15 protein-coding genes are annotated in these 15,921 nt (G+C 65.9%); 10 read left to right on the forward strand and 5 right to left on the reverse strand.

Annotated elements, in window-relative coordinates; all coding sequences use genetic code 11:
* From ABD989_RS17235 to ABD989_RS17245, 3 genes are all read left to right on the forward strand, one after another.
* On the forward strand, positions 1-1,090 hold a 1,090-nt coding region (locus ABD989_RS17235; protein ID WP_345314443.1), incomplete at its 5' end, for a tetratricopeptide repeat protein.
* 28 nt (positions 1,091-1,118) lie between these two features.
* Positions 1,119-3,299, forward strand: coding sequence for a type IV secretory system conjugative DNA transfer family protein (locus tag ABD989_RS17240; protein ID WP_345314444.1), 2,181 nt, complete (start codon positions 1,119-1,121; stop codon positions 3,297-3,299).
* Positions 3,300-3,325: 26 nt separating this feature from the next.
* Positions 3,326-4,363 (forward strand): hypothetical protein, encoded by a 1,038-nt coding sequence (locus tag ABD989_RS17245; RefSeq protein ID WP_345314445.1) that lies wholly within the window; start codon positions 3,326-3,328, stop codon positions 4,361-4,363.
* Between the two features lie 46 nt (positions 4,364-4,409).
* On the opposite strand, the gene ABD989_RS17250 is transcribed toward ABD989_RS17245, so the two are convergent.
* Positions 4,410-5,612: a cation:proton antiporter gene (locus ABD989_RS17250; RefSeq protein WP_345314446.1), complete on the reverse strand. Its 1,203-nt coding sequence runs from the start codon at positions 5,610-5,612 to the stop codon at positions 4,410-4,412.
* 123 nt (positions 5,613-5,735) lie between these two features.
* Here ABD989_RS17250 and ABD989_RS17255 point away from each other — a divergent pair, with 123 nt between their 5' ends.
* Positions 5,736-6,491, forward strand: a complete 756-nt coding sequence (locus ABD989_RS17255) for a CHAP domain-containing protein (RefSeq protein WP_345314447.1) — start codon at positions 5,736-5,738, stop codon at positions 6,489-6,491.
* A 90-nt stretch (positions 6,492-6,581) separates the two neighbouring features.
* Here ABD989_RS17255 and ABD989_RS17260 read toward each other — a convergent pair whose 3' ends face one another.
* Both ABD989_RS17260 and ABD989_RS17265 read right to left on the reverse strand, forming a co-directional pair.
* Positions 6,582-8,588 (reverse strand): AAA family ATPase, encoded by a 2,007-nt coding sequence (locus tag ABD989_RS17260; RefSeq protein ID WP_345314448.1) that lies wholly within the window; start codon positions 8,586-8,588, stop codon positions 6,582-6,584.
* A gap of 3 nt (positions 8,589-8,591) precedes the next feature.
* Positions 8,592-9,026 carry a T3SS (YopN, CesT) and YbjN peptide-binding chaperone 1 gene (locus tag ABD989_RS17265; RefSeq protein ID WP_345314449.1) on the reverse strand — a complete coding sequence of 145 codons (435 nt, stop codon included), beginning with the start codon at positions 9,024-9,026 and terminating at the stop codon, positions 8,592-8,594.
* Here ABD989_RS17265 and ABD989_RS17270 point away from each other — a divergent pair.
* Complete coding sequence (locus ABD989_RS17270; protein WP_345314450.1) at positions 9,025-10,614, forward strand: hypothetical protein; 1,590 nt, start codon at positions 9,025-9,027, stop codon at positions 10,612-10,614. The two genes, ABD989_RS17265 and ABD989_RS17270, sit on opposite strands and share 2 nt — an antisense overlap.
* Before the next feature lie 367 nt (positions 10,615-10,981).
* Here ABD989_RS17270 and ABD989_RS17275 read toward each other — a convergent pair whose 3' ends face one another.
* Positions 10,982-12,001: a TolB-like translocation protein gene (locus ABD989_RS17275; RefSeq protein ID WP_345314451.1), complete on the reverse strand. Its 1,020-nt coding sequence runs from the start codon at positions 11,999-12,001 to the stop codon at positions 10,982-10,984.
* 306 nt (positions 12,002-12,307) lie between these two features.
* On the opposite strand from ABD989_RS17275, the gene ABD989_RS17280 reads away from it, so the two are divergent.
* The 4 genes from ABD989_RS17280 (at position 12,308) to ABD989_RS17295 (ending at position 14,638) form a co-directional block, all read left to right on the forward strand.
* A complete protein-coding gene (locus tag ABD989_RS17280; RefSeq protein WP_345314452.1) occupies positions 12,308-12,562 on the forward strand; it encodes a hypothetical protein in 255 nt (84 codons plus the stop codon).
* A 35-nt stretch (positions 12,563-12,597) separates the two neighbouring features.
* Positions 12,598-13,065, forward strand: a complete 468-nt coding sequence (locus tag ABD989_RS17285) for a hypothetical protein (protein WP_345314453.1) — start codon at positions 12,598-12,600, stop codon at positions 13,063-13,065.
* A gap of 540 nt (positions 13,066-13,605) precedes the next feature.
* On the forward strand, positions 13,606-13,926 hold the full coding sequence (locus ABD989_RS17290; protein ID WP_345314454.1) for a nucleoside/nucleotide kinase family protein: 321 nt from the start codon (positions 13,606-13,608) through the stop codon (positions 13,924-13,926).
* A complete protein-coding gene (locus ABD989_RS17295) occupies positions 13,907-14,638 on the forward strand; it encodes a hypothetical protein (RefSeq protein ID WP_345314455.1) in 732 nt (243 codons plus the stop codon). Before ABD989_RS17290 ends, ABD989_RS17295 begins: the two co-directional genes overlap by 20 nt.
* A 67-nt stretch (positions 14,639-14,705) precedes the next feature.
* Here ABD989_RS17295 and ABD989_RS17300 read toward each other — a convergent pair whose 3' ends face one another.
* The gene (locus ABD989_RS17300; RefSeq protein WP_345314456.1) at positions 14,706-15,353 is read right to left on the reverse strand and encodes a hypothetical protein; all 648 of its coding nucleotides are present in this window, start codon (positions 15,351-15,353) and stop codon (positions 14,706-14,708) included.
* Positions 15,354-15,511: 158 nt separating this feature from the next.
* On the opposite strand from ABD989_RS17300, the gene ABD989_RS17305 reads away from it, so the two are divergent.
* Positions 15,512-15,814, forward strand: coding sequence for a hypothetical protein (locus ABD989_RS17305; protein WP_345314457.1), 303 nt, complete (start codon positions 15,512-15,514; stop codon positions 15,812-15,814).
* The last annotated feature ends 107 nt before the right edge of the window (positions 15,815-15,921 follow it).

Consider the following 15,921-nt stretch of genomic DNA (forward strand, 5'->3'; position numbering starts at 1 on the left):
CTCGGTCTCGCTGGACAACATGGGCGCGGTGTTGAAGGCGGTGGGGGATTGGGCGGGTGCGCGGGCGGTGTTTGAGGAGCAGCTTGAGTTGGCGCGGGAGTTGCGGGAGGCGCAGCCGGGACTGCTGGAGCCGGTCCGGGACGTCTCGGTCTCGCTGGACAACATGGGCGCGGTGTTGAAGGCGGTGGGGGATTGGTCGGGTGCGCGGGCGGTGTTTGAGGAGCAGCTTGAGTTGGCGCGGGAGTTGCGGGAGGCGCAGCCGGGACTGCTGGAGCCGGTCCGGGACGTCTCGGTCTCGCTGGACAACATGGGCGCGGTGTTGAAGGCGGTGGGGGATTGGTCGGGTGCGCGGGCGGTGTTTGAGGAGCAGCTTGAGTTGGCGCGGGAGTTGCGGGAGGCGCAGCCGGGACTGCTGGAGCCGGTCCGGGACGTCTCGGTCTCGCTGAACAACATGGGCGCGGTGTTGAAGGCGGTGGGGGATTGGTCGGGTGCGCGGGCGGTGTTTGAGGAGCAGCTTGAGTTGGCGCGGGAGTTGCGGGAGGCGCAGCCGGGACTGCTGGAGCCGGTCCGGGACGTCTCGGTCTCGCTGAACAACATGGGCGCGGTGTTGAAGGCGGTGGGGGATTGGGCGGGTGCGCGGGCGGTGTTTGAGGAGTCGTTGGCGTTGCGGCGGGAGTCGCGAGCGGCGCAGCCGGGAACCCTGCAGCCTGTCCAGGACCTGGCATTCTCATTGCGGATGGTCGTCGAATTGTGTGAGTCCGAGGGTGATCTGGTGGCTCTCGGCTTGCGTCTGGAGGAGCGGCCTCTCCGGGAAGCTATTTTCACAGCACTCAAGGATTACTCGTCGGCGATGGAGTGGGTCCGCTGTGATCTCGCGATTGATCGGCTGGTGCGCGGGCTGGCTCCTGTTGAGCGGGAGGAGGTACCCGCTGCGTGGTACTCCGATCTCTTGACTGAGATTGAAAGCCTCTTGGCCGCGCTCGAGAAAGTGCAGCCGTTGCCTGAGGACCTCAGCGCCGAGTTGGTGCGGGTCCGGCGAGTTCTCGCAGAGTACGACAGTCCTGACGGTGGGGAAACGGATCTGCAGTGACACATCAGAAGCGAAAGGACCGAGCAGCATGAGCATTGGAAACACGGTGGGCAATGCCACCGACGTACGGCCCGAGGGCGAACTACTGACCATCACGGGTCTGCGGCCCCGCGGCGAGGACGACAGCAATGAGCCCGTCCTGGATGCGGTGATCTCCATGCTGCGGCTGATTCCGGGAACGGACCTGGCCGTCGAGGCCGGGGCCGAGGTCCTTCCGGGCTCCGAAGGCCCGGCGACGCTGATGGTTCGACTGCATTCGTCAGTCAGCGCCATGCCTGAGGAACTCGCCGTCGTTCTCGACGAGGACGTGACGACGGACTGGATTGCCCGCCCGGACGTCGTTCGCGAGCATGTATGGCGCGGGCGTCCGGAAGCGGCGGCGGTCGGGTTCCGGACGCGGGTGGAGTCGTCGTCGAGGTGGGACACCGCCGAGGCGGTGAGTCTGCGTGATCGTGCGCGGCTGTGGAAGGCGCTCAGTCTGTGGAGCGGTGGGCGGATCGACGTGACCGTGGCGGCGCTCGACCAGCAATGGTTCACGATGTCGGTGACCCTGGTGGGGGTGTCGGCTCCGCCGCTGGGTCTGCTCGCGGCGCTGCGGGACGGCTTTCCCGGGCTGATCTTCACCCCGGATACGCCGGAGCTCCCCGGGGGCGACGAGGTGAGCTTCCGGTGTGACGAGTCCGAGGTGCGGTTGGCCCTGCTGCTTCCGGTTGGACCGGACGCTCCGGTGGGCTTTCTGGCGGGTGCACCTGCCGGCATGCCGGTGTCGGTGACCGTCGAGCATAAGTCGCGCAAGCCCGGTGGGACTGTCACGGTGGGTATTGCCAAGACCGATGCCGGCCTGCCGGTCGACGTGTCATTGAGCGACGCGGAGTTGTTGCGGCACATGCACATCGTCGGAGCGACGGGCACCGGTAAGAGCACGCTGCTGGCCGGGTTGGTGCACCAGCTGGCCCATAGCGACAACGGGGCGCTGGTCCTCGATCCGCATGGCACGCTCGTCGACCGGATCCTGGCCGAGCTGCCGGCGGCGGCGGCGGAGCGGTGCACGGTGGTGCGGGCAGCGGATCTGGATCATCCGATGCCGCTCAATCCGTTGAGCGCGTCGGACGAGGTCAGTCTGGCGACGGCCATTTCCGATATCGGCGCGATGTTCCAGGAGCTGTTCGATCCGCGCGAGACGGGCATCGTCGGTCCGCGATTCATCGATCGGGTGGGGCACGCGCTGCGCGGGCTCGTGGTGCTGCGCGGGGATCGGGCGAGTCTGCTCGACGTCCCGCTGATCCTCAGCGACAAGGCGATGATCGCCGAGGTGATGAAGAAGCTGACCGATCCGCGCGAACTCGTGTGGTGGAAGAACGAAATCGGCAAACAGCGCTCGAGTTCCGAGTACGGCGATCTGGTCGCCTGGGTCAACAGCAAGTTCGAGATGTTCTCGGCCAGCCCGGCGCTGGCACAGATCCTCGCCTCCGGTCAGGACGTGTACGACCCGATCGGCGCCATGGACTCGGGGCAGATCATCCTGGTGGACCTCGCCAAGGGGCAGATGGGCGCCTCCGCGTCACGACTGCTCGGCTACCTGCTGCTCAACCGTTTCTGGGTGGCGGCGATGAACCGCAAGACCGATCGTCGGTTCCACGTGATCGTCGACGAAGCACATTCGGTCATGGCGGGCTCGCTGGTGAACATGCTGTCCGAGGGCCGCAAGTTCGGGATCTCGGTGACCGCCGCACATCAGTATCTGGGGCAACTCGACAAGGAGGTGACACAGGCGCTGACCGGCAATGTCGGCACGTCGGTGATCTTCCGAGCCAACGGTCCGCATGTCGCCGAGCACGAGGCGACCACCGGCGGTGCGGTGAGCGCGTCGACGCTCGCCAACCTGCCGATGTTCCACGCGATCGTGACCCGGAACGACGCCGACAACGTGTCGGCGGCGCCGTTCACCATGAGCGTTGATCCTCGGCTGCGGCCGCAGACCTGTGAGAAGGCGTCGCTCGACGCGGTGATGGAGGACTCGTACCGTCATCTGCGGGACCTTGACCTCAGCCGCCTGAATCCGGCCGACTTCGTGAGCGAGTCGGCCGAAGCAGCCCCGGCCGCCGGCGGCAGCTTCTTGGACGAGTGGCTGGACAAGCGGAAGGCGCGAGCACAGGATGCTCAGGCCGAGGCGGCGGTCTCGAACGATGAGACGACGTCGGATGACTAGTGTTCCGGTGAAGTGATGAGCGGAGTGTGGAAGTGAACGAGGGTTTGGACACGCTGATCGCGGCTGCCGCGCTCAGTCCACTCGCGGTGGTCGAGGCGAGGGAAACGCGGGAAGCGCGCGCGGCGGAAGCCGAACGCGAACGGATGGAGCGCGAGCGGCAGGCAGAGGCCGAGCGCGCCCGGGTGGCTGCTGCCAGCGCCGCTGAGAAGCGGCAGCGGTTGGCCCGGGCGAACGGCGGTGCGATCGCCCGGCTCCTCCTGACCATTCCGTACGGGATCATCTACTTCGTCGGTTTCGGGGCCACCAACGTCGGGAACGAGGACTTCGACGATTCCACGATCGTCGACAGTCTGGTCGAGATCGCGATCACCGCGGTGATCTGCGTCGCGGTCTGTTGGGTGGCCGACTACGTGTTCGGGCAGCCGCAACGTTGGGTGACGGCGCTCGTGGTGGCGGCGACCTTCTCGTTCGGCTGGTCGATGGTGGAGCCGACGTCGGCCGGCGCGGTGCCACCGATCATCACCGCCATGATCGGCTACCTGATCGCGATGGCGATCACGCGTCTCGTCCCCGGTGTCAGCGACCAGCGGACGGTCGAAGCCTCCCTGAACGGCACGCAGAGCATGTGGGCCTGGTGGGCGACCGTGCTCGCCTGGCTCGGATTCCCGCTCGCCATCATGCAACTTGTTGCGTCTGTGTCGCCGCAGGCGGGTGTGACCGTTCAGAACTGGGTGCTGGAGCTCTACTATGACGGATGGGAGTGGTACCGATCGATGCTGGATTGGTTCGGTGGCCTCTCCCGGCTGGGCGACGACGCCGCCGTTGCCTGGGTCATCCCCTTCATGATCGCCGTGTTCATCGTGACGACGGGCCGTCGGGAACGAGAGAACTCCTCGAGTCGGCTCTCGCGGATCGAGGCGGTGATCGTGGCAGCGTCTGCGGTCGCGATGGTGATCGCCGTCCTCATGCAGTGGACGTTCGCGATGACCTTCGTGGCGCTCCTCGCCCTCGTCGCGGGAATTCTCGGTGGCATGGTCTGGGCGTTCGCATTCTTCACCAGCTGACGGCGAGCGGGTCGGGGTCATCGATCGGTGCGGGAGGTTCGCCAGGTCAGTGAGTCTCGGGTGGAGCACTCTCGACCCTTGACGCCTCGTCCCTGCGTCGCAGAGACTCCGCGAGCAGCGGGAACAACAGCACCGACAACATGCCGGCGCCGACGAGCACGGTAGCGGTCGTCGTCGAGATGAGGTCGAGGCTCACCCCGCTTTCGGTGGCGACGATGATGATCGGCAGACCGGTGGCACCCATGACGCCCACGGCGGCGCGCATGCGGCGACTCGCGCCGTCGGGTGCGGCCAGGCTCGATGGAATCCCGCGCACCACCAGGAGCAGGAGCGCTACGCCGACCACCAGCAGGAGGTTGAGGGGTTCCGAGGTGAGGGCGTCCAGATCGAAACCGATACCCGTGGCGATGAAGAAGATCGGAACGCCGAACCCGAAGGCGAGGCCCTCGATCTTGCTTTCGACGGCTTCCTGCGTGGCGGGGTCGGCGTCGCGGATCAGTGCGCGCCACACGATTCCGGCGGTGAATGCGCCGAGCAGGGTGTCGACGCCGAGGACGACGCTCGCGACGATCAGCGACAGCAAGATCGCGACCACCAGGCGGACGCCGAACTGTCCGGAGGTGTGGAGGGTCGATTCGACGAAGCGGTGCAGCTGGCCGCGCGGGAGTCGGCCGGTCAGCCAGATCACCGTGCTGGCGATGACGCCGAAGACGATCAGGATCACCAGGGCGACGTCGGGTTTGTGACCGCCGAGGAGGAGCGAGATCGCGATGATCGGCCCGAACTCGCCGACGGCGCCAACAGCGCTCATCGACAGGCCGAACGGGGTCGTCAGATTGCCGCTGTCGCGGAGGATCGGCAGCAGCGTGCCCAGGGCCGTCGAACTCAGAGCGATGGCGATGATCACCGCGCCGAGGCCGGGTTCGATGGCGTAGCCGACGCCGAAACCAAGCACGAAGCTGAGGAGCCATCCACCCCACGCGCGTCGCCCGCGCTTGCCGCGAATGGCCGTCGGGTCGATCTCGTTGCCGGCCATGAAGAACAGCAGGCCGACGCCGAACTGCGAGAGCATGGCGAGTTCGTCGGACGGCCCCACCCAGTCGAGGACCGACGGACCGGCGGCAATGCCGAGGACCAGTTCGAAGACGACGACGGGAATCGCCACCCAGGGGCGGAACGCACGGCCGAGGAGCGGCGCCAGCACCAGAACGGCCGAGATGACCAACACGGTTCTGCCGACGGGATCCACCTGATGAATGTAACCGGGCAGGCAGCTCCGCCGATGCACGGCGGTGCCGTGGGGAAACGGATACGTCGTGAGACCCGAACGAAAGGAACTCCCATGAGGATCTCGCGTTTCCCCGTCCGCTCTATGACGACCGCCCTGTGTGCGCTCGTCGTCGCCGGTGGCAGTGTTCTCGCTGCCGGCGAAGCCGCTGCCGCTTCCGGCAGGGTGATCACCGGTTCCGGTTACACCCTGAAGATCCGCTCCGCGCCCAATGCGTCGGCGCCGATCGTCGGTGAGCTCCGCAACGGCAACCAGATCACCATCGAATGCCAGACCAACGGTTCGGCAGTGCGAGGCGACTACGGCACCACCACGCTCTGGGATCGCATCCCGGGCCGCGGCTATGTGTCCGACGCCTGGATCTACACCGGCACCAACGGCCGCGTCGCCGGCGAGTGCGGTGGCGCGCCCGCTCCCGCAGCCCCGTCGTCCGGTCGTGCCAAGGGCCTCACGGTCCAGGGACACAACCCGTTCAACACGGCGGACCTGCGCGGCTACTGCACGTACGGCGCGCAGGAGATGATCCGTCGGGCGGCCGGCTACTACATCGGCGCGCTGCGCGGCAATGCCGGCCAGTGGGCTGATCAGGCGCGGGCTGCACGATGGACCGTCGTCAGCAGCCCGCAGCCGCGATCGGTTGTGGTGTACCCGAGCTCGATCGTCGGTGGCGTCGGGCACGTGGCATGGGTCGACGCGGTGAAGGGCAACACGCTCACCATCACCGACATGAACGGCGGCACCGGTGGCGCCACGTATCCCTACAAGACCAGCAAGTTCGGCGTGTTCGACACACGTCCGTCGCAGCACCGCCCGGGCATGCAGTACATCCTGATCCCATAGCGGAGACGGCACCACAGTTCGCGGCCCCGGAAGCGTCACGCTTCCGGGGCCGCAAACCGTTGGGCTGCAGGGTGATTGCCCCGCCTGTGCCTACGCCTTCGAGATCACGATGTCGTCGTCGACGACGCTGGCATACACAGCGGACACGCCTTGCTCAGCGAAGGTGACCAGGTCGCCGACCAGGCGTCGTTCGATGTTCCGGTGGAGGTGCCGGGCGCCGTAGGCGGGGTCGTAGCCGGTGGCGGCGAGCCAGGCGATCACATCGTCGTCGACCGTGACGGTCCAGCCGCGGCCGGTGAGCATGTCGATCGCTGCCGCGACCTCGACCTCGGCGATCTGAGCGATCGCCTCAGGGGTGAGTGGCTCGAACTGGGCGATTTCATCGATCCGGTTGAGCAACTCGGGTGGCATGGCCTTCTCGAGTGCGTCCTGCGCGAGCGTGCGCGAACGGCTGGCGGTGTTGACGTCGCCGAAGCCGACGGCCTTCGATTGTGCTTCGCGCACACCGAGATTCGAGGTCATCACGATCACGGCGTCGGCGAAGTCGGCGGTGGTGCCGCGACTGTCGGTGAGGCGACCGGCGTCGAACACCTGGAGGAAGGTGTTCCACACCGTGGGGTGCGCCTTCTCGATCTCGTCGAGCAGCACGACACACCGCGGCCGGTCGGCGACCTTGGTGGTGAGCCATTCGTCCGGGGTGTCCGAGCCGACGTAGCCGGGCATCGGGCCGGTCAGCCGGCTGACGCCCCAGCTGTGTGAGTACTCCGACATGTCCAGTCGGATGAGCGCGTCGGCGCTCCCATACTCGACGCGGGCGATCTCCCGGGCGAGCTCTGTTTTCCCGACGCCGGTAGGGCCGACGAATAGGAACACGCCGTTCGGACGCTCCGGACGGAGGTCCAGATTCGAGCGAGTCAGTGCGAGGCGGCGCGTCACGGACTCGATTGCGTTGTCCTGCCCCTTGATTCGTTCCTTCAGGGCGGCGGTCAGCTCATGCGCCTGCCGCCGTAGGGCGGGAACGGAGCCGTCGCGGTGCAGGTCGTCGACGGTCGCTTCGGTGCGGCCGACCACGGAGGCCCGAGCGAGGGCGAGATCGAGTCGTCGTGCGGCGAGGCCGGGATGCGCGAAGTGTTCGTTGCGAGTGGGTGGCGCGGTGACTGCCGCCTGCAGCTCGTCGTCGACCGTCATACCGGGGTACTGGTCGCGGACCGCGGCGAGGGCCCGGTCGATCGCCGTCGTTCCGGCCGCTTCGGTCAACGGCGCGACCGACACCCGATTGCCGAAGTCGGCCAGGGCTGCTTCGAACCGCGGCACGTTCTTCGATTCCAGCGAAACGACGACACGTGCCTTCGTCTGATCGGTTCCCAGACGCAAGGCGCGCAGGAATTCGACGGCGGGCGGTGAATCGCGGAGCATGGCTCGCCGATCCAGATCGTCGACGACGATTACCGAGTCCTCCGGGGCCTGACGGAGGAGCCGGTAGAGGTCGTCTGGCGAGACGTCGGATCCTGGGTCGAGACGGTAGACCGTTCGTGCGACTCCGGCACGAGTGAGCGCGTCCGGAAGCGCCTCGAGTAGTGCGCTACGTCCCGAGCCGGCCTGACCGGAAACGACGACAGGGCCAGCGCTGCGCGCAAGCAGCAATGCTGCGAGTTCGGTCAGCTCGGTGTCACGTCCGGGGATCGGTTCACCGGTGAGCCGCGTCGCGAGTCCGAGGATTTGATCGGCGGGGCCACTCTCGGCCTCGGTGGCATCCTCCGCGGCCGCAGTTTCCGGCGGCGTGGCTGCGGGCTCATCGTCGATCGGATCATCTTGCGGCGCTTGCGATTTGATCAGCTCGGCGAGGTTTGCAAGCACGGTAGCGCGATCGCCAGCGCTCAGCAGCTCGCGGATATCAGCTTCGTCGCCGAAGTATTGCTCCGCCCGCAGGCGGTCCTGAATCATCCCCAGGCCGTCACCACCGAACGTTGCGATGAACTCGTCGTTCCATCGTCGAGACAGCACCACCGCGAGATGCAGGTAGCCGAGGTCGCCGCCCCAGCGTTTGGCTTCGGAGGTGCTGGCGCGGATCAGACTCGCGATCTCCTCGCTGCGCATCGACTAGTCCTCGTGGAAGCGCTTGCCGCCGAACTTGGCTTGCAGTTCCTCGTCGATTTCGTCGCCGACCTGGGCGAGCCCGAAGACAACGGACAGCAGCTCCTCTTCGTCCAGGTAGTCGCCGAGCAGGGTGTGCTCGAACATCAGAATGCTGGTCCCATCATCCGCTGGCTGCATGAGGTGGACCGTTCCGAACATGTATTCCGCGGCGTGGAACGCGATGTACTCGAACAGCTCGGGGGAAGGACGTACCTGCATGAGCAACGGCACCTGGACCCGGACATAGGTCCGATTGCCGTTGTCCCGTTCGCTGCAGGTGATGAAGGCACGGGTGGTGCCGTTCCGGACGGTGAAACCGGCCTCGGTCAGTTCCACGCCATTCAGATTCTCGGCGAGGATTCGCTGGACCTTCATCTTGGTTGCGTCGAGGTTGCTCATGCTGATCTCCTGTCGTGAGTTCCGCAGCGACGCTAACCGGAATCTGACGGCCGTGTGGCGCTGCGAGCAGATTTCCGCTGTTTGGGGGATGGGATCGACCGGCACCCGTTGCTACATTCGGCGAATGTCGACAACATCTGGCGGATTGAGACTGCACAATTCATGGCTGACACCGCTGGCACTAGCAGTTGCCGCCGTGGTTTCTCTCGCTCTGAGTCCGCTGGGAGCGGGGTCGGCGCGCGCCGCGTCCGATCTCGTCGTGCCGTTCGAGTCCGGTGTCCCCTGGTATGTCTGCCAGGGATACAACGGGGCTCCGTCGCATCACGGAAACCTGAAGTACGGCCTCGATATGACGACTGAGTCGGCTCGCGGCCGTGATGGCTGCTGGGGCAACCCGAATGCGGCCACGGGACGGCTGGTCACTTCGCCCGGCCCCGGGACGGCGACGCAGTACTCCGGTGGCGGTGCTGGGAACTGGGTGTGTGTACGGCTCGATTCGGGCGGCAGTATGTCGTTCATGCATCTGAATGCCGGAGGACGGGCGAGCGGCCGTGTGTCTACGGGATCGCCCATCGGCAGCGTGGCACGTGCTGGTGAGTCGGACAACGGCGGATACGCCCACGCGCATCTCTACGCGCACACCGGCTCCAACTGCGGGACGAATGATCGCGTGCCGTTCACCGGGCGATTTCACCTGACGGGTGCCCCGGATCTGCCGTACAGCGCAGGCGTGGCGAACCAGCATGCCGGTGCGCGTTTCCTCCGGTCGGGTTCGACGGCGCCGTCGTCGACCTCATCGTCGTCGGACCTCTGGCTGATCAAGACTCGGAACACCGGGTCGAGGAAGGTCGAGGTGCACAAGGTGGGTGCCGGGTCGAACTACCGCGATGGCGAGGTTCATGCAGCAACGTGGTTCGATACGGCAGACCAGAACAATGGTTATTTCCAAGTCGTCGGAAACGACTTGTACTTCATCAAGACCCGCAATACCGGGTCGGGCAAGGTCGAGGTGCATTCAGCGACGGCGTCGTCAGGCTACAAGTCCGGGCAACATCACGTCACGTGGTTCGGCACCGGCGACCAGAACAATGGCTGGTTCCAGATGGTTGGCAACGAGCTGTGGTTCATCAAGACCAAGAACACCAGCTCGAAGCGGGCTGAGGTGCACAACGCCACCGCCGCGTCGGGCTACAAGCAGGCCACCGTCCACGCGGCCAGCTGGATCGGCAGCAACGACGAGGGCAACGGCTGGTTCCAGATGGTGGGCAACGATCTGTGGTTCATCAAGACCAAGAACACCGGCTCGGGCAAGGTCGAGGTGCACAGCGCGACGGCATCGTCGGGTTACCGCAACGCCGGCGTGCACAGTGCCACTTGGCTCGGCACGGCGGATCGCGCCAACGGCTGGTTCCAGATGGTGGGCAACGATCTCTGGTTCATCAAGACCACCAACACGGGCTCCAATGGCAAGGTCGAGGTGCACAACGCCACGGCGTCGTCAGGATATGGCAAGGCCACGCTGCAGACCGCGACCTGGTTCAGCAGCGGCGATCGCTCCAATGGTTGGTTCCAACTAGGCAGTAAGTAGTCGGCGAGGGTTTCGTCAGTCCGAGGATGCCCGTCTGGATCCGTGGGGCATAGCCGGGTAGAGGATTCGGCAGATCGCTGAATCGGTCGCGCTGTCACTATCCGCTCTTGCTGCGGCACTCGAAAGGTTCGAGCAGCTTCAGCCCGATCCGACGGCGATCGCCGAATCGACGCGATCAGCTGCGTATGGTCGCCGGAAGGTCCATGTCATTGCTGTCCACTTTCAGCGACACAGAGCTGGAAGCCGGAGTTGCAGAGAGCGAGCAGAAACTGGCTGGAGCTTCTGCGGCCCTATTCCCAGACAGGTTCAAGTTCCTCGTCGGTAGGCGGCAGTGATCGGTCCGGCCGCCATTCCAGTTCGAAACGGGTCACCACGACCACACGACGACCAACTCGTCGCGGTCGGTGGCATCCCGGTGCGCTCGCGGATCGCTGTTGTCGAACGGCGGCGTCTCGTTGAAGAGAGCGGGAGCGACGACGGTCGGCCCGGATGTCGTCGAGGGGCGTCCAGTCCAGAACCACTTCGAGTGATCGCGCTCCAACCAGCTGCCGGCGTCGGCCCACGGGTAGATCGGTGAGGTCACCTGGCCGGTCGTGACGTCGAGGACGGCGACGCGTTCCCGGCTGCCGTTCTCCTCCTGGTAGGGACCCGGTGGACCGAACCAACTGCCGACCAGAGCCTGGTCGCCGGCGGGTGAGACGCGGGGCGTATGGATCAGCGTGCGGGTCTCCGGGAGGTCCGGCTGGTGCGGCAGCTGGAGTGGCCCGAGGTCCTCGAAACGACCGGAGGCCAGGTCATATGCGCCGAAATGCTGTGAGCCGGCACGGCCGACGATCGCGAACAGCGCGGACGGTCCGCGTGCGGGCCACCAGTCCACATAGGCGTGCTCAAGCGGCAGCGAAACGCTGACACTCTGGTCGAGTGAGACCAATTTCGGAGCACTCGTCGGGACCAGAATCCATCGCCCGTCTGGACTGAATCGGGGTACCTCGTTGCCCATGATCTTGTCGAGGGTGGTGAGAACGGTCCGTCGGCCGGTCTGGGCGTCGAGCAGTGTGAGGACGCCGACTCCGGACCATTCCAGGCACGCGAGGGTGCGTCCGTCCGGTGACCAGTCCACACCGCAGATGCTCGAGCCACGATTGTCCATCACGGTGAAGCCGGGGAGGGACTCCATCGGGGTGCGACTCCCGTACTCGGTCAGTTCGATCTCTGCTCCCGGATAAGCGCCCATGACCATCGCGACTGCGCGCAGCGTCGGACTCGGTGCGACCTCGCTGATATTGAACGCGCGCCAGGGGAGTAGCCGGTCGCCGAGCCGTCCGACCACCCCCTTGGGTCCACACTGCGTGTGGATCCCGGGCGGAGTCGCGTCGGACCGCAGCATCGACTGGTCCTCGAGGCGGAGAGACTCATGGACCCAGAACTCGGGAAGGTCGAGGCGGGGTGGAACCAATCCGAGCCCACTGCCGCCCTGGCGGTTTGTGGCGGACTGCGCGCTTCCCGTCGTGCCCAGTGACGACCCGGCTCGGTTGGAACGGCGATTGAAGAATCCCATGAGGCGACCTTAGAGCGGCGGCACCGCACGTAGATATCTCCTGAACACGGGAATTCCGCCGCGAATCGCGGCTGGGGAAACGGTTCCACTGGAGAACTCCGAAGAGGTCGGGGTCGTCGATGGAGAGGTGTCGCTGTGAGTGATTTTCGAAACAAGGCCGCGATCGTCGCTTCGGCTACGGCACTTGTAGCCGGTGGACTGTGGATGCTGGAACCACCCAACCCGAGAGACCCGGTCAAGCCGGTGAACCAACAGGTGGAGGAACTCGACGACGCGAACGGGCAGCAAGCCGACCGCAACCGCGACAGTGGCAACGACGGACTCAACGCCGAGGATCGCGAACGCGTGCGATCGGGTGAGCACCGACCGCGAATGCGGATCATCCGATGAGCCTTTTCGGATCGCTCCCGAGTGATGGTGACTGGGTGAAGGCGACGGCAGTGATTCCGCGCGGCCTGTCTGATTCGGTGGCGGGGACCGGCATTTCGCGGGGCACCCGCGGAGTCGTCGTCGGGGAGGCCTCGGGCTTCTGGCAGCAGCGCGTCACCGTGCGGTTCGACGACGGCTTCGGCGCGCTCAGCGAAGTGAACGTCAAGACCTCGGATCTCACCGTGGTGCGACGCGGAGGCGGGCACGAGGATTTCGAGCGACGCGCCAGTCGGACGGGGTTGATCCGTCTCGGCGTCGTGCTCGCACTGGTCGCGCCGACGGTCTATTTCGTCGCCTCGTACTGGTGGAGCACCGGGAGCTTGGACGGCATCGTCAGTGAGTTCGTCCTGGCGGCGTTCGACACCGTCGACTATCTCATCGGCGCGATGATCGCGAACCCCGTCCGCACCCTCGTGTTCTTGGTGGTGTCGACAGTCCTCGGCCGCTGGGCTTTCCGCAGGTAGCCGAAGTGATCGCGACGTGGGGAATCGGTTTTCCAGTACAGCCGGAGATCTCCGGTCTCGTTACTGAAAGGCAGCATCGTGAACTCATCGAATCCCATCCCCAGCGCCGCCGACGTGCGCGCCCAGCGCCGCCTCGTTCTCGTCGACATCGAGAACGCGGCGCGCGGTGCGACGACGTCGATCAATAACGTCAGAGCCCTTCGGGCCGAGATCTCACACGCGTTTGACCTGGGCGCTGGGACCAGGTGATCGTGCGGGTGCAGCCACTACTCGGGTGATCACTTCTTCGCCCCGGCCATCGCTGCCGCCGAACTTCCGACGACGGTCCTCAGCCACCGCACGTCGTTGTCGACCCAGCTGCGGTTGGCCGCGAACTACGTCCGCCTGCTGTCGACGAGGCAGCCCGTAGCCGCGTGAGAATCGACGCGTGGTCACCGGAGACGGGACCGCGCGGTCGCGGTGCGGCGCGGCAGTACGCTGGCAGCGTGCCCGGTATCCGCGGTGATGTGTCCCACTCCTCGGAGCAAGGATGGTCCCACAATGCCTGATGTGCTGCCTGGCCCCCGTGTGGTTACCGTCTCGGACATCGTCCGGACGGTCGGTTCCGTCGAGGACTCGCGTCAGCGGGTCGTTCTGGGTGTGGTCGGCCAGCCGGGGGCGGGGAAGAGCTATGTTTCGGAGCGTCTCGCCGTTGCACTGACGACTTTGGGAATCCCTGCGGACGTTCTCCAGATGGACGGCTTTCACCTGTCGAACGAGCAACTGGTGGAACTGGTGTCGTCGCGGTGCGAGAAGATCGTGGGGAAGCGGTTCCGACTTGGGACGATCCGAAGGAGTAACCATGCCCGAAATCGAACGTAACCAGATCGGAGCACGCGTTCTTGCGTTTGCTCAGTGGTACAAGGACCAAGGCGGGCCGCCCAGGCACGTGCTCGTGGTGATCCGCGACGGTGAGCCTGCTGTTTGGATCGATCACACGGAGGTCGACGACCTGCTCGGTGAAGCCGGGATGGTGGCGTACGGCTACGGCGCGGACGCGCTTGCCGTGGTTCTGGAGGCGGTGGTTCCGCTAGTGCCGGTCAACCCGATTACCGGCGAGGAGTGGGAGAGCGGCGAAGCCGACGACGTCTTCCGTCAGCACGATGGTGTCGCGCAGGGCTGTGTCACCGAATGCCAGGTCGTCGAGCTGCAGACCCGGGACGGCTACCACCTCGCCCTCGCGCGACCCTTCGTCGTCACCGATGCCAGCATCGACTGGTCGGCCAAACCGCTGGAAACCGGCGGTGCCGGCGTTGGCGGGATTCTGGCGCGGGCGTTGAGCCGGCCGGGTGCCGACCCAGCGGCGGTCCGTGACCCGGGTGATGCGTTCGTGGCCCCGGCCGACGCTCCCGTTTATCCGTCGGCGACCGGGCGCATGGTGCTCGACATTGGCCTCACGCGCATTCTTGATCGCAAGTTCAAGACGGAGGCTCCGGAAGGCAGCGTGCGAGTGATCGTCGCCGACGACGCCGAAGCAGAGCGCTACCGCGCCGAAGGGCTCGACGACGATCAGCTGATGGTAGTGGCGCAGTGAGCTCGGAAGCACTGGGACGGGTCGTGGCAGGTTCAATGTTCCGCCCACGCCCGTCGCGAGCTGATCGCTACACCGCTTTCAGAATCAGGATGATCAGGAGGGGTAGCGCCCCGCCGAGGTTGCACGAAGCCAGCAGGTAGGCCAGAAGGAGTCCGCGGGAATACTGCCAGACACCGTCGGTCGGTCGCACCGCCCAGACGTGCCGGTACTCGCGGACACGAGTCCCGTAGGCCTCGACCGCGTCGCCGGGTTGCAGGCCGCAGTCGTTTGGGATCACGAGTTCCTCGGTGCGTCCGTCGTCGGTCGCGATCAGCACCTGGCACCCGATTTTCCGGGCGCCGGTGGCGGAACCGCCGTTCAGGTGGGCCCGAAGCTCGGGTAGCCAGTGGGTGAGATTGTTGTTGAGGCGCATGCCGGCCCAGGTGACGGCGGCGACGATGACACCGAGTAGGACGACGGCGAGGATTGCGGGGTCGATGTCGGCCCACAGTTCAGCCAGTGACTCTGCAGTCTCGAACTCGATGAGCATCCACGTCGTCCAGCACGCGAGAACCGCAGTGATCAGACGCGAGAAGCGGGCCCTCTTTGCCCAGGGGGCATCGGCGTGCGAGATGACACGGCCTCGGGTCAGCAGTACGCGGGAGACGGATCGTCGCCTGCTGCGTTCCGCGCCGTCACGTCGTGGGTCGGCCGGGTCGGTCTGGTGGTCGTGCATGGGTGAACTGCCTCCTGAGTCGAGACCGGTAGCGGTCATAACCGACACCGTTTCCCCACCCGAGGGTTCAGCTCTGGACGGTCAGCGTGCTCCTCCTGAAGTTGTGCCAGGTGGTTCCGATCAGGACTCGCGCGCGACGCGCGCCATCAGCAGATCGCGTGTTCGGCCACACGCTCATCCGCGCCGTCCGTTCGGGTGAACCAGGCGGCAGCGCCCGATCGGCGGACAGTTTCGCCTATGAAGACGTGAGTTGGATGATGTTCATCGCCTGCTGGCCCGCGGGCCTCCTGGGACTTGTGACGGGGAGCAACGACGATGCTGATCCGCTGAGTCGGCCATTCTGGATCATCGTCGCCGGGGCGGCCTGTGTCCCGGCCTATATGGCTCTGCAGGTTCTGCGGCGCAAGCCCTATGAAGGTCGGCGCGGCGCCGTGGTCCTGACTGTCCCGCCCCGGGTTTGATGGAGACATCGAAACCTGGAGGAACAGAGGAAGATGGCAGCACAGCGTAAGTACCCGTTGGAGTTGAGGGAGCGGGCCACTCGGTTGGCGGTGGAGGCTCGGCGGGA

Origin of the sequence: Gordonia alkaliphila, from assembly GCF_039542465.1 — a bacterium.
In the GTDB taxonomy this organism is placed as follows: Bacteria; Actinomycetota; Actinomycetes; order Mycobacteriales; family Mycobacteriaceae; genus Gordonia; species Gordonia alkaliphila.